The 20,153-nt window shown below is 67.8% G+C and carries 18 protein-coding genes and 2 pseudogenes; 15 read left to right on the forward strand and 5 right to left on the reverse strand.

The window, feature by feature from the left end:
- Positions 1 to 22: 22 nt before the first annotated feature.
- Positions 23 to 1,300 carry an epoxide hydrolase family protein gene (locus DIE11_RS00345; protein WP_124620712.1) on the forward strand — a complete coding sequence of 426 codons (1,278 nt, stop codon included), beginning with the start codon at positions 23 to 25 and terminating at the stop codon, positions 1,298 to 1,300.
- A gap of 48 nt (positions 1,301 to 1,348) precedes the next feature.
- On the opposite strand, the gene DIE11_RS00350 is transcribed toward DIE11_RS00345, so the two are convergent.
- Positions 1,349 to 2,740 carry a PLP-dependent aminotransferase family protein gene (locus DIE11_RS00350; protein WP_124620714.1) on the reverse strand — a complete coding sequence of 464 codons (1,392 nt, stop codon included), beginning with the start codon at positions 2,738 to 2,740 and terminating at the stop codon, positions 1,349 to 1,351.
- A gap of 161 nt (positions 2,741 to 2,901) precedes the next feature.
- Between DIE11_RS00350 and DIE11_RS00355 the strand changes: the two genes are divergently transcribed.
- From DIE11_RS00355 to DIE11_RS00395, 8 genes are all read left to right on the forward strand, one after another.
- A complete protein-coding gene (locus DIE11_RS00355) occupies positions 2,902 to 4,188 on the forward strand; it encodes a hydroxymethylglutaryl-CoA reductase, degradative (protein ID WP_124620716.1) in 1,287 nt (428 codons plus the stop codon).
- A gap of 73 nt (positions 4,189 to 4,261) precedes the next feature.
- Entirely contained in the window at positions 4,262 to 4,759 is a 498-nt protein-coding gene (locus DIE11_RS00360; protein WP_124620718.1) for a hypothetical protein, read from the forward strand.
- Complete coding sequence (locus DIE11_RS00365) at positions 4,759 to 6,138, forward strand: tripartite tricarboxylate transporter permease (RefSeq protein WP_124620720.1); 1,380 nt, start codon at positions 4,759 to 4,761, stop codon at positions 6,136 to 6,138. The genes DIE11_RS00360 and DIE11_RS00365 overlap by 1 nt, the downstream gene beginning before the upstream one ends.
- A 257-nt stretch (positions 6,139 to 6,395) precedes the next feature.
- Positions 6,396 to 7,439 carry an alpha/beta fold hydrolase gene (locus tag DIE11_RS00375; RefSeq protein ID WP_124620722.1) on the forward strand — a complete coding sequence of 348 codons (1,044 nt, stop codon included), beginning with the start codon at positions 6,396 to 6,398 and terminating at the stop codon, positions 7,437 to 7,439.
- Complete coding sequence (locus tag DIE11_RS00380; protein WP_124620724.1) at positions 7,439 to 7,975, forward strand: cytochrome P460 family protein; 537 nt, start codon at positions 7,439 to 7,441, stop codon at positions 7,973 to 7,975. Before DIE11_RS00375 ends, DIE11_RS00380 begins: the two co-directional genes overlap by 1 nt.
- 277 nt (positions 7,976 to 8,252) lie before the next feature.
- Complete coding sequence (locus DIE11_RS00385) at positions 8,253 to 8,609, forward strand: DUF4148 domain-containing protein (protein WP_124620726.1); 357 nt, start codon at positions 8,253 to 8,255, stop codon at positions 8,607 to 8,609.
- 82 nt (positions 8,610 to 8,691) lie between these two features.
- Positions 8,692 to 9,483: an alpha/beta fold hydrolase gene (locus DIE11_RS00390; RefSeq protein ID WP_124621224.1), complete on the forward strand. Its 792-nt coding sequence runs from the start codon at positions 8,692 to 8,694 to the stop codon at positions 9,481 to 9,483.
- Positions 9,484 to 9,555: 72 nt separating this feature from the next.
- Positions 9,556 to 10,959 (forward strand): amidase family protein, encoded by a 1,404-nt coding sequence (locus DIE11_RS00395; protein ID WP_124620728.1) that lies wholly within the window; start codon positions 9,556 to 9,558, stop codon positions 10,957 to 10,959.
- A 187-nt stretch (positions 10,960 to 11,146) separates the two neighbouring features.
- Here the strand turns inward: DIE11_RS00395 and DIE11_RS00400 are convergent, their stop codons facing one another.
- Entirely contained in the window at positions 11,147 to 11,761 is a 615-nt protein-coding gene (locus DIE11_RS00400) for a LysE family translocator (protein ID WP_124620730.1), read from the reverse strand.
- Positions 11,762 to 11,987: 226 nt separating this feature from the next.
- On the opposite strand from DIE11_RS00400, the gene DIE11_RS00405 reads away from it, so the two are divergent.
- A complete protein-coding gene (locus DIE11_RS00405) occupies positions 11,988 to 13,139 on the forward strand; it encodes a porin (protein WP_124620732.1) in 1,152 nt (383 codons plus the stop codon).
- 66 nt (positions 13,140 to 13,205) lie between these two features.
- Here the strand turns inward: DIE11_RS00405 and DIE11_RS00410 are convergent, their stop codons facing one another.
- The gene (locus DIE11_RS00410; protein WP_059601157.1) at positions 13,206 to 14,225 is read right to left on the reverse strand and encodes an NAD(P)-dependent alcohol dehydrogenase; all 1,020 of its coding nucleotides are present in this window, start codon (positions 14,223 to 14,225) and stop codon (positions 13,206 to 13,208) included.
- 127 nt (positions 14,226 to 14,352) lie between these two features.
- Here DIE11_RS00410 and DIE11_RS00415 point away from each other — a divergent pair, with 127 nt between their 5' ends.
- The 3 genes and pseudogenes from DIE11_RS00415 to DIE11_RS36765 form a co-directional block, all read left to right on the forward strand.
- Positions 14,353 to 15,306 carry a LysR family transcriptional regulator gene (locus tag DIE11_RS00415; RefSeq protein ID WP_124620734.1) on the forward strand — a complete coding sequence of 318 codons (954 nt, stop codon included), beginning with the start codon at positions 14,353 to 14,355 and terminating at the stop codon, positions 15,304 to 15,306.
- Positions 15,303 to 15,413: pseudogene (locus tag DIE11_RS37480) on the forward strand (SUMF1/EgtB/PvdO family nonheme iron enzyme); the annotation flags it as partial. The gene DIE11_RS00415 and the pseudogene DIE11_RS37480, both read left to right, overlap by 4 nt.
- Positions 15,403 to 15,564 (forward strand): annotated as a pseudogene (locus DIE11_RS36765) (antibiotic biosynthesis monooxygenase); the annotation flags it as partial. The pseudogenes DIE11_RS37480 and DIE11_RS36765, both read left to right, overlap by 11 nt.
- Positions 15,565 to 15,586: 22 nt before the next feature.
- On the opposite strand, the gene DIE11_RS00425 reads toward DIE11_RS36765, so the two are convergent.
- Together DIE11_RS00425 and DIE11_RS00430 are read right to left on the reverse strand one after the other, a co-directional pair.
- A complete protein-coding gene (locus tag DIE11_RS00425; protein ID WP_124620736.1) occupies positions 15,587 to 16,453 on the reverse strand; it encodes a hypothetical protein in 867 nt (288 codons plus the stop codon).
- A 141-nt stretch (positions 16,454 to 16,594) separates the two neighbouring features.
- Positions 16,595 to 17,527 carry a LysR family transcriptional regulator gene (locus tag DIE11_RS00430; protein ID WP_124620738.1) on the reverse strand — a complete coding sequence of 311 codons (933 nt, stop codon included), beginning with the start codon at positions 17,525 to 17,527 and terminating at the stop codon, positions 16,595 to 16,597.
- A gap of 203 nt (positions 17,528 to 17,730) precedes the next feature.
- Here DIE11_RS00430 and DIE11_RS00435 point away from each other — a divergent pair, with 203 nt between their 5' ends.
- Both DIE11_RS00435 and DIE11_RS00440 read left to right on the forward strand, forming a co-directional pair.
- Positions 17,731 to 18,504 carry a putative hydro-lyase gene (locus DIE11_RS00435; protein ID WP_124620740.1) on the forward strand — a complete coding sequence of 258 codons (774 nt, stop codon included), beginning with the start codon at positions 17,731 to 17,733 and terminating at the stop codon, positions 18,502 to 18,504.
- 268 nt (positions 18,505 to 18,772) lie between these two features.
- Entirely contained in the window at positions 18,773 to 20,071 is a 1,299-nt protein-coding gene (locus tag DIE11_RS00440; protein ID WP_124620742.1) for an MFS transporter, read from the forward strand.
- Positions 20,072 to 20,153: the final 82 nt, after the last annotated feature.

Below are 20,153 nucleotides of genomic sequence, written 5' to 3' on the forward strand. Positions count from 1 at the left end.
TCACGAAAGGAGATGCCGAACGATGTCTTCCACACAGTTTTCCCCGATGCGTCGCCACCTGCTGGCCACTTCCGTGGCCGCCGGCGTATCCGCGATGCTGCCCACCGCGCTGCAGGCGGCAACCGGCGGCGACGGCATACGTCCGTTTACCGCCCATATCCCCGATGAAGCGCTGGCCGACCTGCGCCGCCGCATTGCAGCGACGCGCTGGCCGGGCCGCGAGACCGTCGCCGACGAATCGCAGGGCGTGCGGCTCGCGCGCATGCAGGCGCTGCTCCGTTACTGGGGCACCGACTACGACTGGCGCAAGGGCGAGGCGCGCCTGAACGGTTTCCCGATGTTCATCACCGAAATCGACGGGCTCGACATTCACTTCATCCACGTGCGTTCGCGGCACGCGAACGCGATGCCGATGATCATGACGCACGGCTGGCCGGGTTCGATCTTCGAGCTGCTGAAGGCGATCGGCCCGCTGACGGATCCGACCGCACACGGCGCGAGTGCCGACGATGCGTTCCACGTCGTCGTGCCGTCGCTGCCGGGTTTCGGTTTTTCGGGCCGTCCGACGAAGACGGGCTGGGGCTCCGATCACATCGCGCGTGCATGGGGCGAGCTGATGGCGCGCCTCGGCTATACGCGCTTCGTGTCGCAGGGCGGCGACTGCGGCTCGGTGATCTCGCACCGGATGGCGATGCAGCGCGTGCAGGGTCTGGCCGGGATTCACGTGAACATGCCGGCGACGGTGCCGCCGGATATCGCGACGCTGCTCCAGACCGACGCGCCGGCACCGGCATCGCTGTCGCCGAAGGAGAAGGCCGCGTACGAGAAGCTCGCGACGTTCTACCGCGACAACTGCGGCTACTCGGCGATGATGGTCACGCGCCCGCAGACGGTCGGCTATGCGCTCGCCGATTCGCCGTCGGGTCAGGCCGCGTGGATGTACGACAAGATCTCGCAGTGGACCTACAGCGGCGGCGTGCCCGAACGCTCGATCCCGCGCGACGAGATTCTCGACGACATTTCGTTGTACTGGCTGACTGACACGGCGACGTCCGCCGCGCAGATCTACTGGGAGGATCACTCGAACAACTTCAACGCGGTGGACATCTCGCTGCCGGCGGCGATCACGGTGTTCCCCGGCGAGATCTACCAGGCGCCGCGCAGCTGGGCCGAGCGCAGCTATCGCAACCTGATCTACTTCAACGAAGTCGACAAGGGCGGGCATTTCGCGGCATGGGAGGAGCCGGAATTGTTTGCCCGAGAAGTGCGTGCCGGGTTCCGGCCGTTGCGTCGCGCGTAAGCGGGGTTTGACGGGAAAACGCGGGCCGGTTGCGATGCCGGCCCGCGTTCATTGCGACGTGAGCGTCTTCAACGCGTGCGCAAACCGCTTGTCCGCCAGATACGCGACGTTGAACCGGCAATACGCGGACGGCTGATCGGCCTGCGGCGAGAACACCGCGCCCGGCGCGAGGATCACGCCGCGCTCCAGCATCGCCTGCGCCAGTGCCATCGAATCCGGCCAGCCGGGCATCGCGGCCCACAGATACAGGTTCTGCTCGCTCGGCCGATAGACCTGTGCGCCGAGCCGGTCGAGCGCGTCGAGGGCGGTGCCGGTCGCACGTCGCAGCTTCTCCTGAAGATGATTCGTATGCCGGAGAAAATGCCCGTCGCTGACGATTGCGTCGAGCGTGCGCTCGCAATACTCGGAGCTGCTCACATGGGTCAGCATCTTCACGTCGGCGAGGTCGCTCGCGAGTGCCGCATTGCACGCGAGGAAACCCACGCGCAGCGCTGCCGACACCGATTTCGAGAAACTGCCGATATAGATCGTGCGGCGCAACTGATCGAGTGTCGAGATGCGCGTGAGCGAGCGTGGCCGAAGGTCGGCCAGCGCGTCGTCCTCGACGATGATCAGGTCGTGCGCCTCAGCGAGCTGCAGGATGCGGTGCGCCTTGGCCGCACTGGTATCGGTCGCGGTCGGGTTGTGCCCGACCGATTGCGTGAAGAACAGCTTCGGCCGGTAGGCGGCGATATGCTCGGCCAGCTTCGCGACATCGGGGCCGTCGATCTCGCGCGGCACGCCCACGACGTTCGCGCCGCTCAGCTTGAGCTTGCCGAACAGCGGGTAGTAGCCCGGGTCGTCGACGAGCACGGTGTCGCCGGGGCGCACGAAGTAGCGCAGCACGAGATCCATCGCCTGGTTCGCGCCGTGCGTGAGTACGATCTGCGCGGGCGGTGCCTCGATTTCGTAGCCGGCGAGCTTCTGCTGCAGCGACTGGCGCAGCGGCAGATACCCGAAGCGGCTGCCGTAGCGGAACAGCGACGCGGAGCCGGTACGCATGATGCGCTGCTGGTACTGGTTCAGCCGCGTCTCCTCGAGCCATTCGATCGGCGGGAAGCCTTCGCCCAGATTGAGCACGTCGGGCTTCTCGTGAAGCTGCTCGCGCATCAGCCACACGATGTCCATCGCGCGGTCGAGCGAGTTCGGCTCGTCGATGGTGGGCGCGGCCGTCGCACGCCGCGTGACGAAGAAGCCGGAGCCGCGGCGCGGCTCGATCAGGCCATCGGCGGCGAGCAGCTCGAACGCGCTGATCACGGTGTTCTTCGAACACCCGGACGCCTCGGCGTATTCCCTGATGGAAGGCAGTTTCGCGCCGGCCGGCAACACGCCTTCCTCGATCTGTCTGGCGAGATTGTCCGCCATGGCGCCAGACAGGCTGGCTCTTGCACGCTGTTTCATCGCGATGTTCCGTCGGGCGGATTCACTGTCATGGGTACGGATGTCCGGCTGTCTGGTCGGTCTGTACCTTTTCAATGGGTACAGCGTGACTATTATTCGGCTATCCGCTGCCCGCCGCAACCGTGGCAGGCCACACCGCCACCCCGAGACAGAACGACATCATGTCCATCGATTCCGCGTTGCCGAATTTCCGTGCGCTGACGCCCGCACAACGTTTGTCCCACCTCGCCCGCGTCGTCGGGCTCGGCGATGCCGAGCACGCGCTGTTCGCTTCGCCGGGCGCGCTGCCGCTCGATACCGCGAACGGGATGATCGAGAACGTGATCGGCACGTTCGAGCTGCCGATGGCCGTGGCCGGGTACTTCCGGATCAACGATCGCGACGTGATCGTGCCGATGGCCGTCGAGGAGCCGTCGATCGTGGCGGCCGCATCGTATATGGCGAAGCTGTCCCGCGCGGCCGGCGGCTTTCGCACGTCGAGCAGCGGCCCGCTGATGCGCGCGCAGGTGCAGGTGATCGGCGTCGGCGACCCGTACGGCGCGCGGCTCGCGATCCTGCGGCACGCGGCCGAACTGATCGAACTGGCGAACAGTCGCGACAAGGTGCTCGTCGGCCTCGGCGGCGGTTGTCGCGACATCGAGGTACACGTGTTTCCCGACACGCCGCGCGGTGCGATGGTGGTCGCGCACCTGATCGTCGACGTGCGCGACGCGATGGGCGCGAATACGGTCAACACGATGGCCGAAGCCGTCGCGACCCGCATCGAAGCGATCACCGGCGGGCAGGTACGGTTGCGGATACTGTCCAACCTCGCCGATCTGCGCCTGGCGCGCGCAGAGGTACGGTACTCGGCGCAGACGCTCGCGACCGACGACTATTCGGGCGAAGCGGTGATCGATCGGGTGATCGATGCATACGTATTCGCGGCGACCGACCCGTACCGCGCCGCGACACACAACAAGGGGATCATGAACGGCATCGATCCGGTGGTGGTCGCGACCGGCAACGACTGGCGCGCGGTGGAAGCCGGCGCGCACGCGTATGCGAGCCGCAACGGCCGCTACACGTCGCTGACGACGTGGGAGAAGGCCGACAACGGCGACCTCGTGGGCACGATCGAGATGCCGATGCCGGTCGGGCTCGTCGGCGGCGCGACGAAGACGCACCCGCTCGCGCGTCTCGCGCTGAAGATCATGAACGTGACGTCGGCGCAGGAACTCGGCGAGATTGCGGTCGCGGTCGGGCTTGCGCAGAATCTCGGGGCGCTGCGCGCGCTCGCGACCGAAGGGATCCAGCGCGGCCACATGGCGCTGCATGCGCGCAACATCGCGGTGGCGGCCGGCGCAACCGGCGCGGACATCGACCGGATCGCGCAACGGATGGTCGCGTCGAACGACGTGCGCACGGATTTCGCGGTCGCGTTGCTGGCAGGGCGCAGCGACGGCTGATCCGCGGCCCTCGTGCGGCATGCCGCATGACGCGCCGGTACGGCCGGCGACATATCAATCAAGGAGGAGACACATGGAACAGACCGGTTCAAGCGCCGTATCGGCGGTGCCGCCTCGCGGACGGCCGTCCGCGCATGTCGATGCGTCGGCCGACACGCTCGTCGAGGTGTGGGGCGACACGGTCGCCACGAAACACCTGGCATGGTCGGTCCTGCTCGGCGTCGCGATCAGCCTCGGCGCCTTCGAGGCCGGCCGGTTCGCACTCGCGTCGTTCGTGCGGGATGCGGCCATCGCGCGGGCTTATGCAATGCTGATCGGCCTCGGCGGCTGCCTGCTGGGCGGCGTGCTGTGCGCGTTGCTGTTCAAGCCGAAGCGCACGGTGATCGAGCACGCGGCCGGCGGCCCCGAGCGCGACGAAGCGCTCCGGCAACTTGCCGAAGCATCGGGCGGCCTCGGCGCGGCAAGCGACCTGTCACCGAGTGCGCGTGCCGAAATGGAAGAACTCGGGCTGCTCGACCTGTTCGCTTCCTACGAAGCGTCGTCCGCGCGGGCGCGCACGGGAGGCCGCTGATGGACGCATTCGTGCATGCGTTGCCGTCCGCGCTGGCGATGGGGCTGCTCGGCGCGATCGTGTTCTCGGGCATCGGCCTGATCTCCGGCACGGACGAAACGACGACGATCGCGCCGCTTACGCTGCTCGTCGCGCTGCTCGGCGTGCCGCCCGCCGGCGTGTTCACGTTCTTTCTCGCGGGCGCGGTGGCCAAGCACATCACGCATTCGATCCCGACGGCGCTGCTCGGCATTCCCGGCGACACGATGGCCGCGCCGCTGTTGCAGCAGGCGACGCTGCTGCGCGCGCTCGGCGTACCGCACATCGCGCTGCGCAAGATGATTTCCGGCGCGATCGTCGCCGCGTTCGTCGCGCTGCCGCTCGCGGTGCTGTTCGCGTCGCTGCTCGCACCGTTCGGCACGGCGATCGCGAAGGCCGCACCGTGGGTGTTCCTCGCGGCAGCGGTCGGGATCGCATATTTTTCGGCGGGGCGCTGGGCGTCGGTGCTGCTGCTCGTGCCGTTCGTGATGCTGGTGGTCGGGCTGCAGGCGCTGACCGGTCGTTACGGCGTGAAGCTGAGCGTCAGCTACTTCCTCGGGATCGCGATCGGTCCATTGGTCGCCGACCTGTTCTCGATCCTGTCCCCGGCCGAGCGGCGGCGCATGCGCCGCGACGGGCCGTCGACGTTCGTGCTCGCACCGGACGTGAAGGGCTGGCGCGGTTACTTCCCGAATCCGCTGAAGGTGCTCGACCGCGAACAGGTCGGATGGACGGTCGGGACGGCCGTCGTCTCGAGCGCGACCTTCGTGTTCAGCCCGGTCGCGATGACGGTGCTGATGGGCGAGATCGTCGGCGCGCGCGTGCGCCATGCGTATCAGCGCCTGACGACCGTGATCGCCGCGCGCAACGGCGTGACCGAGGCGACCTACATCGCGGAGGCGCTGATTCCGCTGATCGCGTTCGGGTTGCCGCTGAGCCCGGTGGCGGCAGGCCCGGCCGCGCCGCTGTTCAATGCGCCGCCGCGCTTCACGGTCGACGCGGCGAGCGGGCAAATTCACAACCTGCATACGCTGATGAGCTGGCCGGAGTTCCTCGGCTACGGCCTGCTGTCGATCCTGCTGGCCGCGCTGATCGCGTATCCGCTCGCGATGCATCACGCGCACCGCGCGGCGGCGTTCGTCGCGCGCAAGCTGAGCCACGAGGCGATCATCGCGACATTCGCGGGGCTAATCGTCGTGATCGGCGTATGGGAAGGGCAGTTGCCGGGGCTCGCGGTGATCGTCACGGTCGGCCTGTTCGGCGGGATGCTGTCGCGCCTGTTCGCATTCAACACGGGCGTGCAGTTCATGGGGTATTACGTCGCGGTGCTCAGCGTGCCGGCGATCGTCAAGCTGTTCTGAAGCGCCGGCGCACGGGGTCGCGTGTGCCGCGCGGCCCCGGGACGCGCCGTTTCGCATGCGATTTTTGAATCGCTGTATGTCGTACCGGAACACAGATACGTTGGGATACAAAGCCTCCGGATGGTTCGGCTATAAAGCCGGTGAAGCGATTCACAAGGGCGGCGCGGTGCCACGTGCCGCCGCCGTGAACGGCGATACCTGAACGCCCGCACGCGCCACGGGCCACTTCCTTAGCGATCGACAATGGAGAACGCGTCATGCCTGATACCGTGAATACCCGCCGCCGCCTGATTCTGGGCACGACACTCGCCAGCCTGAGCCTCGCCGACCTCGGGTTCGGCTCGCTCGCACGCGCGCAGTCGGCGCCCGATGCGTCTGCGCCGAAGCGCGCGGCCGGCGCGGCCTCGCTCGGCAAGATCCACCAGATCGACGCGGGCGTGCTGAACGTCGGGTATGCGGATCTCGGACCGAAGAACGGCCCCGTCGTGTTCCTGCTGCACGGCTGGCCGTACGACATCTACAGCTACGCGGAAGTCGCGCCGCTGCTCACGGCGGCCGGCTATCGCGTGATCGTGCCGTACCTGCGCGGCTACGGGTCGACGACGTTCCGCTCGGCCGACACCGTGCGCAACGGCCAGCAGGCGGTGACGGCCGTCGACATCGTCGCGCTGATGGATGCGTTGAAGATCGATCGCGCGGTGTTCGGCGGCTACGACTGGGGTGCGCGCACGGCCGACATCATCGCGGCACTCTGGCCGCAGCGCGTGAAGGCGCTGGTGTCGGTGAGCGGCTACCTGATCGGCAGCCAGGAGGCGAACCGCAAGCCGCTGCCGCCGCAGGCGGAATTCCAGTGGTGGTATCAGTTCTACTTCACGACCGAGCGCGGTGCGCTCGGCTACGCGGCGAACCGCGACGCGTTCAACAAGCTGATCTGGCAACTCGCGTCGCCGAAGTGGCAGTTCTCCGACGAAACCTACGCGCGCAGCGCCGCATCGTTCCAGAACCCCGACCACGTGGCCGTCGTGATCCACAACTATCGCTGGCGCCTCGGGCTTGCGAAGGGCGAAGCCCAATACGACGACATCGAGCGGCGGCTCGCCACCGGCCAGGCCATCACCGTGCCGACGATCACGATGGAGGGCGACGCGAACGGCGCGCCGCATCCGGAGCCTGCCGCTTATGCGAAGAAGTTCACGGGCAAGTATCAGCACCGGACCATCACCGGCGGCATCGGCCATAACCTGCCGCAGGAAGCGCCGCAGGCATTCGCGGATGCGATCCTGCAAGTGGAACACCTGTGATGCGGGCAGACACGGGTGCGTTGCGCCGCGGCGCGCGCCGTGCGCTCGTCGCGGGCGCGCTGCTGGCGGGCGCGTGGTCGGCGAGCGGTCCGGCCGCGTTCGCGGAGCAGCCGAAGCCGGCGGCGTCGCCGATCTACGGCGTGACGATCCCGCCCGGCTACCGCAAGTGGGAAATGGTCGCGCCGGCCGAGGAAGCGGCGCCGCTCGACGAGTTGCGCGTGGTCCTCGGCAATCCCGTCGCGATCCGCGCGCTCGAGCGGTCGACGCTACCGTTTCCGGACGGCACGATCCTCGTGAAGCTCGCGTACAAGCGCAAGCAGTCCGAAGAGTTCGCGCCGGCGACGGTGCCCGGCCAGGCGACGACCGTGCAGGTGATGGTGAAGGATTCGCGCCGTTACGCGTCGACGGGCGGCTGGGGCTTCGGGCGCTTCATCAACGGCGTGCCGGCTGATATCGGTCAGCACCAGACCTGCTTCGCGTGTCATCAGGCGCGCGTGAAGAATCACGATTTTGTGTTCACGCGGCTTGCGCCATGATGTGACCTGACCGGATCGGTCTGACGGAAAGGCGTGCCCCGCGTGGCACGCCTTTTTTCATGGTGGGGGCGGGCGAGCGGTGTGTTGGTTACCGGGTTTGTATCGCACTGTATCGGGAACCGCTGCGGAAACATCGGATTGCACAACGCCCCTGTTTCGGAAACATGCCGGATACGTGAGCGGGTTCTACTGTCGACATGCAGCAAACGTTCGGTGCGAGACGTTCGCACCGGATGCCGAGTGATCGATACCCCAACTTCCTCCAAGGAGAAATCTCATGAAAGCCGCTCGAATCCTCGCAGTTGCCGTGCTCGCTTCGATCCCCGCATTGTCGTTCGCCGATACCGGCCACGGCCTCACGCGTGCCGACGTGCGCGCCGACCTCATCCGGCTCGAGAAGGCCGGCTACAACCCCGCCGGCAGTGAAGCGCATTACCCGGACGATATCGCCGCCGCAGAGAGCGCCGCCGCCGCGGCGCAGCAGGTTGCACGCTCGGACCAGAACGGCCCGTCGAAGTCGCAGGACGACAACGTGGCTGCCGTGTCGGTGCCTGCCACCCGCTACACCGCGGCCGACAAGCGCGCCGCACGGAACGCGCGGACGGACACCGACGATCTGTACGCGCATTCGTGATGCATTGCCGCGCCTGCCGCGCGCGGGCGCGACCGCATCGGAAACACTTCAGATGAACGACACGACGGAAAGGAGCATGAAGATGATCGGTTTGACGAAACGGGTTCTGGTGTCCGCGGCGGTGCTCGGCGGGCTGTTCGGTGCGGTCGCGGCGCAGGCCGCGCCGAAGGAAGACCTGAAGGGCACGAACGTCGTGCTCGTGCACGGCGCATTCGCCGACGGGTCGAGCTGGAACCGCGTGATTCCGCTGCTCGAAGCGCGCGGCCTGCACGTCGTGTCGGTGCAGAACCCGCTGAGCTCGCTGGCCGACGACGCAGCCGCGACGAAGCGCGCGATCGACGAACAGAAGGGCCCTGTCGTGCTGGTCGGCCATTCGTGGGCCGGCGTCGTGATCAGCGACGCCGGCAATGACGACAAGGTGAAGTCGCTCGTCTACGTCGCGGCATTCGCGCCGGACAACGGCCAGTCGATCGCCGATGTCACGCAGGGGTTGCCGGCGCCGTCGTGGGCCGGCGAGCTGCGCAAGGACGGAGGCGGTTTCGCGACGCTGTCGGGCAAGGCGATCGCGCAGGATTTCGCACCGGACCTTCCGCCCGCGCAGCAACGCGTCGTCGCGGCGACGCAAGGGCCGTGGTACGGTGGCTGCATCTCGGAGAAGGTCGCGCAGGCCGCGTGGCATGCAAAGCCGTCGTCGTTCGTTGTCGCGACGCAGGACCGGATGATCGATCCGAAGCTGCAAGAGGCGATGGCGAAGCGGATCGGCGCGACGGTCACGCGCGTGAACGGCAGCCACGTCGCGATGCTGAGCCAGCCCAAGGCCGTGGCCGACGCGATCATCGCGGCCGCGGAACGTGCGAAGCAGGATGCGCAGTGAGTGAATGCGGCGCCGCGTGGCGGATGACGTGGCGCCGTCGGTGATTGTGATGTCCTTTCACGAGGAGAAGTCATGACGCAGCAACTCTGGCAACTGTCGGCGACTGAAATTGCGAAACGCGTGCGGCAACGTGAAGTGTCCGCGCGGGAAGTGGCGGATGCCGCACTGGCCCGCCTCGACGCGGTGAACCCGGCGATCAATGCGGTGGTCGAGCATCGCCCCGACGACGTGCGGCGGCAGGCCGACGACGTCGATCGCGCGATCGCCCGCGGCGACGATCCGGGCCCGCTTGCCGGGGTGCCCGTGACCGTGAAGATCAACGTCGACGTCGCGGCGTTCGCGACGACCAACGGCACGCGGTTGCAGAAAAACCTGATCGCGAGCGCCGACAGCCCGTCGGTGTCGAACCTGAGAAAGGCCGGCGCCGTGCTGCTCGGCCGCACCAATTCGCCGACGTTCGCGCTGCGCTGGTTCACGTCGAACCTCGTGCACGGCCATACGTACAATCCACGCAACCGTTCGCTGACGCCGGGTGGTTCGAGCGGCGGCGCGGCGGCTGCCGTGGCCGCCGGGATCGGCCCGATCGCGCTCGGCACCGACATCGGCGGCTCGGTGCGTTATCCGGCCTATGCGTGTGGCGTGCATGGCATCCGGCCGTCGCTCGGGCGTGTGCCGGCATTCAATGCGTCATCGCCGGAGCGTGCGATCGGCGCGCAACTGATGTCGACGACGGGGCCGATCGCACGCACGATCGACGATCTCGCGCTGGCGCTGCGTGCGCTCGCCGCACCGGACCCGCGCGACCCGTGGCACGTGCCGGTGCCGATCGACGGTCGCCCGGTGCCGAAGCGCGCGGCGCTGTGCGTGCGTCCGCGCGGTCTGGAAGTCGTGCCCGAGGTCGAGGCCGCGTTGCGCGATGCCGCGCGACGGCTCGTCGACGCGGGATGGGCGGTCGAAGAAATCGACGATACGCCGCCGATGCGCGAGGCCGCGCTGTTGCAGGAGCAACTCTGGCTCGGCGACGGATTCGATGCGCTGGCAAACGCGGTGGCGAGCGACGGCGATCCGGGCGCGGCTGCGGTGATCGCCGCCGTGCGCGGCAAGGTGCGCGATCTGCCGGCCGACGTGATCAGCCGTGCGCTCGTGCGGCGTACGACGCTGACGCGGCAATGGCGCCTGTTTCTCGACGAATATGCGGTGTTGTTGTTGCCGGTGTCGTCTGAGCTTCCGTTTCCCGACGATCTCGATCGGCAAGGGCCGGAAGCGTTCGAGCGCGTATGGGAAGCGCAGCTCACGCTGCGGGCGCTGCCGGCGATGGGGCTGCCGGGGCTCGCGGTGACGACCGGGATCGTGAACGACGTGCCGGTGGGTGTGCAGGTGGTTGCCGCGCATCATCGCGAGGATCTGTGCTTGCTCGCGGGGCGTGACATCGAGGGGCGCGGCGCGCCGATCGTGGCAGTCGATCCGGTACGCTGATGCGGTGACGGGCGTGATGCGTCGACGATGCGCCACGCCCGTCGGCCATCGATCCATCGTTCCATCGAAGCGCGCCGTTCGACCCGGCGCGCGATTTCATTTCGGATTCCGTTTCAACGTGTGGCGCATCGCGCGCAGGGTGTCGCAAGTGGCCCTTTTCCGTGGCGATGCGGGGCCGTAATGGCGCTCAGCGCCCTGCCAGCATCCGCCCGCCAAGCCCCATCAGCAGCAGCCCGGCCGTCGTATCGAGCACGGCCTTGCGCCGGATCAGCAGCCGCCGCACCGACGGGTGCGACGCGAGCAGCGCCATCGTGCAGTACCACGCGCCCGAAATGCCAATCGACAGCGCGACGACCGCGAGATCGAACCACGCCGGCGCATGGGCCGGCACCATCAACGCGAAGATACTGCCGTAGAACGCGACGGATTTCGAGTTCGTCATGCTGACCACGTAACCCTTCTTCGCGGCATGCCAACCGGAGGACGCGGCCGGCGCGGAAACGGCGAGCGGCTGGCGCGCGGTCAGCACCATTTTCAGGCCGAGCCAGATCAGGTACGTGGCACCCGCCAGCCGCAGCGCGCTGTGCACCCAGGCGACGTGGGTCACGAGCAGGCCGAGGCCGGCAACCGCGATCGCGGCCCAGGTGCCCGATGCGGCCGCGAGGCCGAGCCCGGTCATCACGCCGGCGCGGCGCTGCGCGACCGCGGTCGACGTGACGATCACGAAGTTCGGGCCGGGGCTGGCCACGCTCAGGAGCAGGACGCCGGCGAGCGGCAGCAGGGGGGCGATGGTGGTCGACATGGCTTGGGCGGCGAAGCGACGGAAGGAGCGTTCATCTTACCCGAGCGCGACGCACCGGCCGTCGCACGGCTGCGACCGCGATTGTTGACGGCGTTGGAAAGGTCCAATCCAGAAAGAGCAATAGGTGCCGCGAATATGACCGATTATTCTCCCGAGCGCTATACCGGCAGGCGGACACGAATGCTGTCGGACTGCTTACAAAATCAATCGCTCAGGGAGGCATTTCATGAAACGCATCGTCGTATCCGGTGGTGTCGGCGCAGTATTCGTCTTGACCGCGGCATCGTCCGCATTTGCGCAGAGTTCCGTCACGTTGTATGGCCTCGTCGATACGGCGATCCGTTATCAGACGAATGCCGGCCCCGACGGGAAGGACCTGATCGGAATGACGGTCGGCCCCGAAACGCACAGCCGCTGGGGCTTGCGCGGCAGCGAGGATCTCGGCGGCGGCCTGTCGGCGATCTTTCGTCTGGAGAACGGTTTCGAGCTCGGCGACGGCAAGCTGCACGTCGCGAACACGCTGTTCAGCCGGCAGGCATACGTCGGCCTGTCGAGCGACCGGTACGGCTCGCTGACCTTCGGCAACCAGTACGCTCCGCTGTACGACACGATGGGCGACGTGTTCGATCCGATGACCGTCGGCGACTACTGGCAGGACAGTTGGGCGTACAACGGCATCGGCAATTACCTGACGGTGCCGAACTCGGTGAAGTACAAGTTCTCGTACAGCGGCTTCAGCGTCGATGCGATCTACGGGTTCGGCAATCATGCCGGCGCGATGGGCCTCGACAGCACGTACGGTGTCGAGCTGACCTACGCGCAAGGACCCGCGTCGATCAACGCCGGCTACCAGCAGACCTCGGTGTCGTCGGTGAACGGCAGTTCGGTCAACGGCGCGAAGGTGAGCTTCGTGCACGTGAGCGGCGCGTATCAGGTCACGCCGTCCGTGCGCCTGCTGGCCGGCTGGCTGCACGGTCAGGACAAGACGGGCACGACGGACTTCAACATGCAGCAGGCCGGGGCGCCCACGCTCGGCGGCGGCAGCCCGAATCGCATCGACGATACGTTCTACGTCGGCGCGAACTGGCAGGCCACCGCACCGCTGCTGATCACGGTGGCCGGCTATTACGGCCATGCGCGCAATGCGGAGCGGCTCGACGGCACGCTCGGCTCCGGGATCAACTACTCGGCGACCGTGCTGGCCGAATATGCGCTGTCGAAGCACACCGAGGTGTACGGCACGGTCGATTTCGCACGCGGCAACGGCGCGTTCGCGGCCGACTATCCGGGTGCCACCAACCGGCTCACCGGCAAGGTCGACCAGATCGGCAGAACCAACAACGTCGGGGCCGCGATCGGCCTGCGCCAGATGTTCTGACGACGGCGCGCGCGGCTGGCGCGAAGCGTGCGGCGAGGAGAAGGCGGCGTGCGCCGCCTTCATCCGTCACGACGCGACGCGAATCACGACCTTGCCGAAATGCTGTCCCGACTGCAGGCAGGCATAGGCCTGCGGCGCTTCGTCGAAACCGAACACGCGATCGACCACCGGCTTGATCCGTTTCGCGTCGACGAGCCGCACGACGTCGTCGAGCATCGCGCGGCTGCCGACCATGAAGCCGTGCAGCTTCCGGAAGCCGCCGATCAGCGAAAGCAGCCCGAGTTCCGGGCCGCCGAAGCTGCTGAGGCCGCCGATGACCGATACGATGCCGCCCATTTTCGTCGCGGCGACCGAGCGCGCGAGCGTATCGCGTCCGCCGACTTCGATGACGAGATCCGCGCCCGCACCGTCGGTGAGCCGCAGCACTTCATGCTGCCATTCGGGTGTCGTGCGGTAGTTGATCGTTGCGTCCGCACCGAGTGCGCGGGCGCGTTCGAGCTTTGCATCGCTCGACGAGGTCACGATCGTGCGCAGTCCGGCCGCATGCGCAAGCTGCAGCGCGATGATCGATACACCGCCCGTGCCGAGCAGCACGACCGTCGCGCCCGGTCCCAGCCCGCCGTCGACGAACAGCGCATTCCACGCGGTGATGCCCGCGCACGACAGCGTTGCCGCCTCGTCGTAGTCGAGATGCGCGGGAATCGCGACGAGCGCGGTTTCGTCGGAGACGAAGCGTTCCGCGAGCACGCCGTCGAAATGCGAGCCGGGTGACCCCGAGACCTTCCGCGGCGTGGGCGGCCCGTCGATCCAGCGCGGGAAATACGTGTTGATCACGCGATCGCCCGGCTTGAACCGCGTGACGTCGCGACCGGTTTCGACGACTTCGCCCGCGCCGTCGGCGACGGGTATCAGCGCTTCGGTGCCGATGCCGAGATAGTCGCCGCGCGCGAACATCAGGTCGCGATAGTTCAGTGCGGCCGAGTGGATCTTCACGACGACGTCGGTCGGCCCGACCGGGCGAAGCGTCGCGTCGACGCGACGGAGCCCGGCAATGCCGTCCCCCGGTTTGATTTGCCATGCATGCATGTCGACTCCTTTTTCGAGATGGACCGGACTATCATAGTGTTGCGCAGCGGGACGCATTGGCGAGAATTCGGCCAACGATTGTCGCCGTGGCGGACACAAACCTGTCATCCCACCGGAGCGGAATTGCATGGACGAGCGGCTGAGAGGCATCGCCGAATTTGTCGACGTCGTGGAGTCGGGCAGCTTCGCGGCGGCGGCGCTGCGCCTCGGCATGACGCGCTCGGCTGTTGCGAAGATCGTCGCGCGGCTCGAACAGCGGCTCGGCGCGCGGCTCTTGCAGCGCACGACGCGCCAGATCGGCTTGACCGACGAAGGGCTCGTCTATTACGAGCAGTGTCGGCGGTTGCTGGCCGAACTCGGCGAGACGGAAGCCGCGCTCGACGCGGGCCGGCGCGAGCCGACCGGGCGCGTGCGGGTCAGCGTGCCCGTGCTGTTCGGCCGGCAATGCGTGGCGCCCGTCGTGCGGCGCCTCGTCGAGCGCCATCCGCGGCTTGAAATCGACGTGTCGTTCAGTGATCGCGTCGCCGATCTCGTCAACGACGGCTTCGACATCGCGGTGCGTATCGGCCCGCTGGCCGACACGAGCGCGCTGGTCGGCCGCAAGCTTGGGGTGCAGCGCATGGGCATCTGCGCGTCGCCGACCTATCTCGATCGTCATGGCCGGCCGTCGGGGCTCGACGAACTCGCGCTGCACGACGGCATCGCCTATTCGCGCGGCGGGCAGCCGACGCCGTGGCGCATCATCGGCGCCGACGGCGCGGTGCACGACCATCGCCCGGCAGGCCGCCTGCGATTCGACGACCTGCAGGCGATCGCAGACGCGGCGGCATCCGGCGCGGGCCTCGCGTGGCTGCCGTGCTGGCTGATGGCGCCGTACGTGCGCGACGGCCGTCTCGCGCTCGTGATGGACAGCGACAGCGTGTCGGGCGCCGAAGTGTTCGCGGTGCGGCCGGCGTCGCGCAACGTGCCGATGAAGGTGCGCGTCGTCATCGATGCGCTCGTTGACGAGATTCCGCGCATGCTGGCGTCGGACGACGCGGACGGCGAGCACGTGCCGCAGCGCATCGTCCACGCTTCGTAGCCACGACGCACGCGCTCGCGTTTGCGCACAGGTTCGGCCGCGACCTGCCGACCGAAGCCGAATGGGCATGCGCGGGCAAGGCCGGTCGCGACGACGCATCGCTCGACACCCGGCTACCTCGGCGAGGAGGCATGGGAGAACACCGAGGCGGGGCCGATCCAGAACGTTTGCTACCGGGAATCGGAAGCCGCGCTGCAACAGTTGATTCGGCATCCCGCGCATCTGGAAGCGAAGGCGAAGCAGGCACACTTCCCGGACGTTCGCGTGAACGACGCACCGTTCAGTTTTCGCGTTGCTGGGCGACGTCGCGCGGCGCGTCCGTCTGCGTCGCGCGCTCCCAGATCGGGAACATCGTGTTCTGTACCGACGTCTGCGCGTCGATCACCTTGCGATGATCGATGCCGGGCAGGTCGAGCAGCCGGTCGACCGCCGCCTTCGCGCCTTCCGCGTCCTGCGGGAACGCGCAGGCAAGCTGCTTGCGCGTGTCGAACAGCATCCACCACACGTCCGACACGAACGGCCCCTGGTCGTTGGTCTCGATCGCCACCGCGCCGAGTGCGGACAGCGCGATTCCGCGTATCGCGCCTTGCGGGTCGATTGCGCTGATCTGCGTGTCGGTCGCGGTGACGGTCCATCCGCCCGGCTTGCCGATCGAGCGGATCGGCACCGTGCCGGCATTCGACGCATCGGCGGCGCCGTTTTCTGCCGCGGCGGAAACCTCGCCCGTCGCGACAGCGCCTCTCATCTTGCGCTCACCGACCCACGGCAATGCCGCCGCGCCGACCATCGCCGCGATCCACAGGTAGTACCCGAATCCGAAATCGCTGATCGTTTCGACCCGTGCGTCGGTCGGCAGCGTGTGCCACGCGAGCGCGAGCACCACGACGACGCCGAGCAGCCCCGACACCGTCCGGTTCGGCTTGACCAGCGCGGCGACCAGCAGCGGATTGCCGAGCCAGGCGAACTGCAGGTCGAGCATCCCGAGCCAGCCGAGCGCGAGCACCGTGTAGCCGTGCCACCAGCTCACCGCACCGGCCCCATTGGGCGGCTCGGCGAACGCGGGCAGCAGCAGCGACGCGACATACACGGCGATGACGACGATGCGCGCGCGTTTCAGGGAAGGAGGGAAAGCCGTGCGAGTCTGCATGTCTGCCTTCTTGTTTCTTGTCGTGCAGGGGCGTGCGAAACGATGAATGCCTGACGGCCATGCCGGCATTCACAACGCGAAGCGGGTGTCACAAGTGTCGAGTGCGATTGTGTGCGATTCGCGCGGCGATGTCGAACCACCTCAAAGCGCCTCGACCAGCATCCGGTTGCTCTTCTCGCAATACTCGTGACATGCGGCCCGCGCCGCGATCGACGCCCCGTGCACGAACTTCGGCGCGTCCGCCCGCCGCGACATCGACACGACGATCGACGGCGGCGACGGCTGCAGCGGTAGCTCGACGACCTCGCCGCTGGCGATCAACGCATCGACGAACAGCACCGGAATTGCCGCCACGCCGTAGCCGTCGCGCACGAGCTGCACGATCACCGAGATCGACGGCGAGCCGGTGATGCGCGTCTCCGACAGCGGCACGCCATGCGCGTGCGCCAGCGTGCGCACGATGTCCTCGAGCGCGCGGTGGGGCGCGGTGCCGCGACCGTAGGTCAGGATCGGCTGGCGCAGCACCTGCCGTGCGAGGCCCGTGCGCGTGGTGGGCAGCAGCCCCGCGCGCGCGATCCAGCGCACCGGATAGTTCGCGAGCGCGTCGCAGACGACCGATGCCTCGTCGCTGCCCTCCACACGAATGATCAGGTCGAGTTCGCCGGCCATCAGCCGGCGCTGCAGCACGACGCTGACGTCGACGGTCAGGTCGATCTCCAGCTGCGGATAGTCGGCGGCGAGGCGGCGCAGGTAATGCGGCAGCCAGCTGTGCACGACCGTCTCGATCACGCCGAGCCGCAGCTTGCCGCGCAGCGCGCTTTCGCCGGCAGCGGCGGCCTGCAGCTCGTGCGTGGCTTCGACGACGGCCTTCGCATAGCCGAGCAGATATTCGCCGTTCGGCGTGAGCCGGAACTCGCGGCTGTCGCGATCGACGAGCACGGTCTGCAATTCGTCCTCGAGCGCCTTCAGGCGCTGCGAGATCGCGGCCGGTGTCGCGTGCAGCGCGGCGGCCGTCGTGCGGAAGTTGCGCAGCTTCGCGAGCGTGACGAAGGTTTCGAGGAAACGCGTATTCATGGCGATCGGGCGGACGGTGGATGCGCAGCTTGCCGGTGAAGAAAAGTGAACGGGACCGGGGAAAACCCCGAGATCCGTTAAGAAATTCTATACACGCGGTGCAAAAAAACTCGTTGGCGACGAAATTTTTTCTTTTCTATTCTTCGCCGTATCCGCTGACGCAACCGTCATCCCGACGACATATCGATCTGCCAACGACCATCATGACGCCTACCGAATTCCGCCAGTCCGTACGCAGCGGTGCATTCCGCAGCCCGACGGCCGGCCAGTGCGGCCCGTTCGCGCAAGCGAACCTCGCGATCCTGCCGGACGTGTACGCGCACGATTTCCTGCGCTTCTGCCAGGCGAACCCGAAGGCGTGCCCGCTGCTGGGCGTGGGCGAACCGGGTGCGTTCCGGCTCGACGTGCTCGGCGAGGATCTCGACATCCGCACCGACGTGCCGAGCTACAACGTATACCGCGACGGCCGCCTGACCGAGCGGGTCGAATCGATCGAAGCGCTGTGGCGCGACGATTTCGTCGTGTTCGCGATCGGTTGCTCGTTCTCGTTCGAGGACATGCTGGCGCGCGAAGGGATCGGGTTGCGCCACATCGAGGAGGGGCGCAACGTGCCGATGTACCGCACGTCGATTCCGAATCGCCGCGCGGGGATCTTCGGCGGCCAGCTGGTCGTGTCGATGCGCCCGCTGCGCGGCGCCGACGCGATCCGCGCGGTGCAGATCACGAGCCGGTTCCCGGGCGTGCACGGCGCGCCGGTCCATATCGGCCATCCGCGTGAACTCGGCATCGCCGATCTCGGCGCCCCCGATTTCGGCGACGCGGTGACGGTGCGCGACGACGAACTGCCGGTGTTCTGGGCGTGCGGCGTGACGCCGCAAACCGCGCTGATGGAGGCGAAGCTGCCGCTCGCGATCGCGCATACGCCCGGCTACATGCTGATGACGGACATCACGAACGCGTCGCTGGCCGTGTTCTGATCCGGCTGGCGCCGGCGGCCCGCACGGTTGCTGGTCTGGCCCCGACGCGGCGGCGCGTCGCGACCGCAGACGATCCGCCCGACCAGAGGGCGGCGCGCAGCCGCGGCCCGGCGATCGCTAGCACGACGTACGACACACCACGCACCACGCACCACGCACCACGCACCACGCACCACGCACGACACGCACGACACGCACGACACGCACGACACGCACGACACGCACGACACGCACGGTTTCGACCGCACATTTCGACAGGAGCTTCACCATGGAAAGCAAGACCCTCGCGGCGCCCGCCGCCGACCCCTCGGGCCCCGCGCGCAACGGCCTGTTCGGATGGTATGCGGACGCGCAGCCGCGCGAGCGACGCGCGTTCTGGAGCTGCAAGGTTGGCTACATGCTCGACGGGATGGACACGCAGATGCTGTCGTTCGTGATCCCGACGCTCGTCGCGACCTGGGGCATCTCGCTCGCGGACGCCGGCTTCATCGGCACGATGACGCTGCTCGCGTCGGCGGCGGGCGGCTGGATGGCGGGCATCCTGTCCGACCGGATCGGCCGCGTGCGCACGCTGCAGCTGACGGTGCTGTGGTTCGCGGTGTTCACCGCGCTGTGCGGGCTCGCGCAGAACTACCACCAGCTGCTCGCGGCGCGCGCGCTGATGGGCTTCGGCTTCGGCGGCGAATGGACGGCCGGCGCGGTGCTGATCGGCGAAGTGATCCGCGCGCGCGATCGCGGCAAGGCGGTCGGCCTCGTGCAGTCGGGCTGGGCGATCGGCTGGGGGCTGTCCGCGCTGCTGTATGCGCTGCTGTTCTCGGTGCTGCCGGCCGAGCAGGCATGGCGCACGCTATTCCTCGTCGGCCTCGCGCCTGCGCTGCTGGTGGTCGTGATCCGCCGCTACGTGAAGGAGCCCGACGTCTACGAGAAGGAGAAAGCCACGCAGGCGAAGGTGGCAGACGCGCCGCGCCTCACCGAGATCTTCGCGCCGAAGCTGCTGTCGACGACGCTGCGCGCGGCGCTGCTGACGACCGGCGCGCAAGGCGGCTACTACGCGATCACGACCTGGCTGCCGACGTTCCTCAAGACCGAGCGGCACCTGACCGTGATGGGCACCGGCGGCTATCTCGCGATGATCATCCTCGGCTCGTGGGTCGGCTACCTGACGAGCGCATACCTGACCGACCGCCTCGGCCGCAAGCCGAACTTCATCCTGTTCGCGGTCGGCTCGATGGTGATCGCGTTCTCGTACACGTCGCTGAACCTGACCAACGCGTCAATGCTGTGGCTCGGCTTCCCGCTCGGTTTCTTCGCATCGGGCATCTTCTCCGGGATGGGGGCGTTCCTCACCGAACTGTTCCCGACTCGCGTGCGCGGCTCCGGGCAAGGCTTCTGCTACAACGTCGGCCGCGCGATCGGCGCACTGTTCCCGTTCCTGATCGGCGCGCTGTCCAAACAGTACGGGCTCGGCATGAGCATCGGCATCTTCGCGGTCGCCGCGTACGGCGTGGTGATCGTCGCGGCGCTGACGCTGCCTGAGACGCGCGGCCGCGAACTCGACGCTGCCTGAACGCGCACCCGCCCGCCACCGTTTTACCGCTCCCTGTTCATCGAAGCCCTCACGCGGCGCGCGACGCGCGCCGTGCGGCGGC

It is taken from the genome of Burkholderia sp. Bp9012 (assembly GCF_003853825.1).
Lineage (GTDB): Bacteria > Pseudomonadota > Gammaproteobacteria > Burkholderiales > Burkholderiaceae > Burkholderia > Burkholderia diffusa.

Excerpts from the sequence above, each read along its gene's own strand:
- DIE11_RS00360 (WP_124620718.1), top strand. The coding sequence starts at position 4,262 with ATGGAACAGACCGGTTCAAGCGCCGTATCGGCGGTGCCGCCTCGCGGA.
- DIE11_RS00350 (WP_124620714.1), bottom strand. The coding sequence starts at position 2,740 with ATGAAACAGCGTGCAAGAGCCAGCCTGTCTGGCGCCATGGCGGACAAT.
- DIE11_RS00385 (WP_124620726.1), top strand. The coding sequence starts at position 8,253 with ATGAAAGCCGCTCGAATCCTCGCAGTTGCCGTGCTCGCTTCGATCCCC.
- DIE11_RS00345 (WP_124620712.1), top strand. The coding sequence starts at position 23 with ATGTCTTCCACACAGTTTTCCCCGATGCGTCGCCACCTGCTGGCCACT.
- DIE11_RS00415 (WP_124620734.1), top strand. The coding sequence starts at position 14,353 with ATGGACGAGCGGCTGAGAGGCATCGCCGAATTTGTCGACGTCGTGGAG.
- DIE11_RS00380 (WP_124620724.1), top strand. The coding sequence starts at position 7,439 with ATGCGGGCAGACACGGGTGCGTTGCGCCGCGGCGCGCGCCGTGCGCTC.
- DIE11_RS00390 (WP_124621224.1), top strand. The coding sequence starts at position 8,692 with ATGATCGGTTTGACGAAACGGGTTCTGGTGTCCGCGGCGGTGCTCGGC.
- DIE11_RS00375 (WP_124620722.1), top strand. The coding sequence starts at position 6,396 with ATGCCTGATACCGTGAATACCCGCCGCCGCCTGATTCTGGGCACGACA.
- DIE11_RS00410 (WP_059601157.1), bottom strand. The coding sequence starts at position 14,225 with ATGCATGCATGGCAAATCAAACCGGGGGACGGCATTGCCGGGCTCCGT.
- DIE11_RS00435 (WP_124620740.1), top strand. The coding sequence starts at position 17,731 with ATGACGCCTACCGAATTCCGCCAGTCCGTACGCAGCGGTGCATTCCGC.
- DIE11_RS00355 (WP_124620716.1), top strand. The coding sequence starts at position 2,902 with ATGTCCATCGATTCCGCGTTGCCGAATTTCCGTGCGCTGACGCCCGCA.
- DIE11_RS00365 (WP_124620720.1), top strand. The coding sequence starts at position 4,759 with ATGGACGCATTCGTGCATGCGTTGCCGTCCGCGCTGGCGATGGGGCTG.
- DIE11_RS00440 (WP_124620742.1), top strand. The coding sequence starts at position 18,773 with ATGGAAAGCAAGACCCTCGCGGCGCCCGCCGCCGACCCCTCGGGCCCC.
- DIE11_RS00395 (WP_124620728.1), top strand. The coding sequence starts at position 9,556 with ATGACGCAGCAACTCTGGCAACTGTCGGCGACTGAAATTGCGAAACGC.
- DIE11_RS00425 (WP_124620736.1), bottom strand. The coding sequence starts at position 16,453 with ATGCAGACTCGCACGGCTTTCCCTCCTTCCCTGAAACGCGCGCGCATC.
- DIE11_RS00430 (WP_124620738.1), bottom strand. The coding sequence starts at position 17,527 with ATGAATACGCGTTTCCTCGAAACCTTCGTCACGCTCGCGAAGCTGCGC.
- DIE11_RS00400 (WP_124620730.1), bottom strand. The coding sequence starts at position 11,761 with ATGTCGACCACCATCGCCCCCCTGCTGCCGCTCGCCGGCGTCCTGCTC.
- DIE11_RS00405 (WP_124620732.1), top strand. The coding sequence starts at position 11,988 with ATGAAACGCATCGTCGTATCCGGTGGTGTCGGCGCAGTATTCGTCTTG.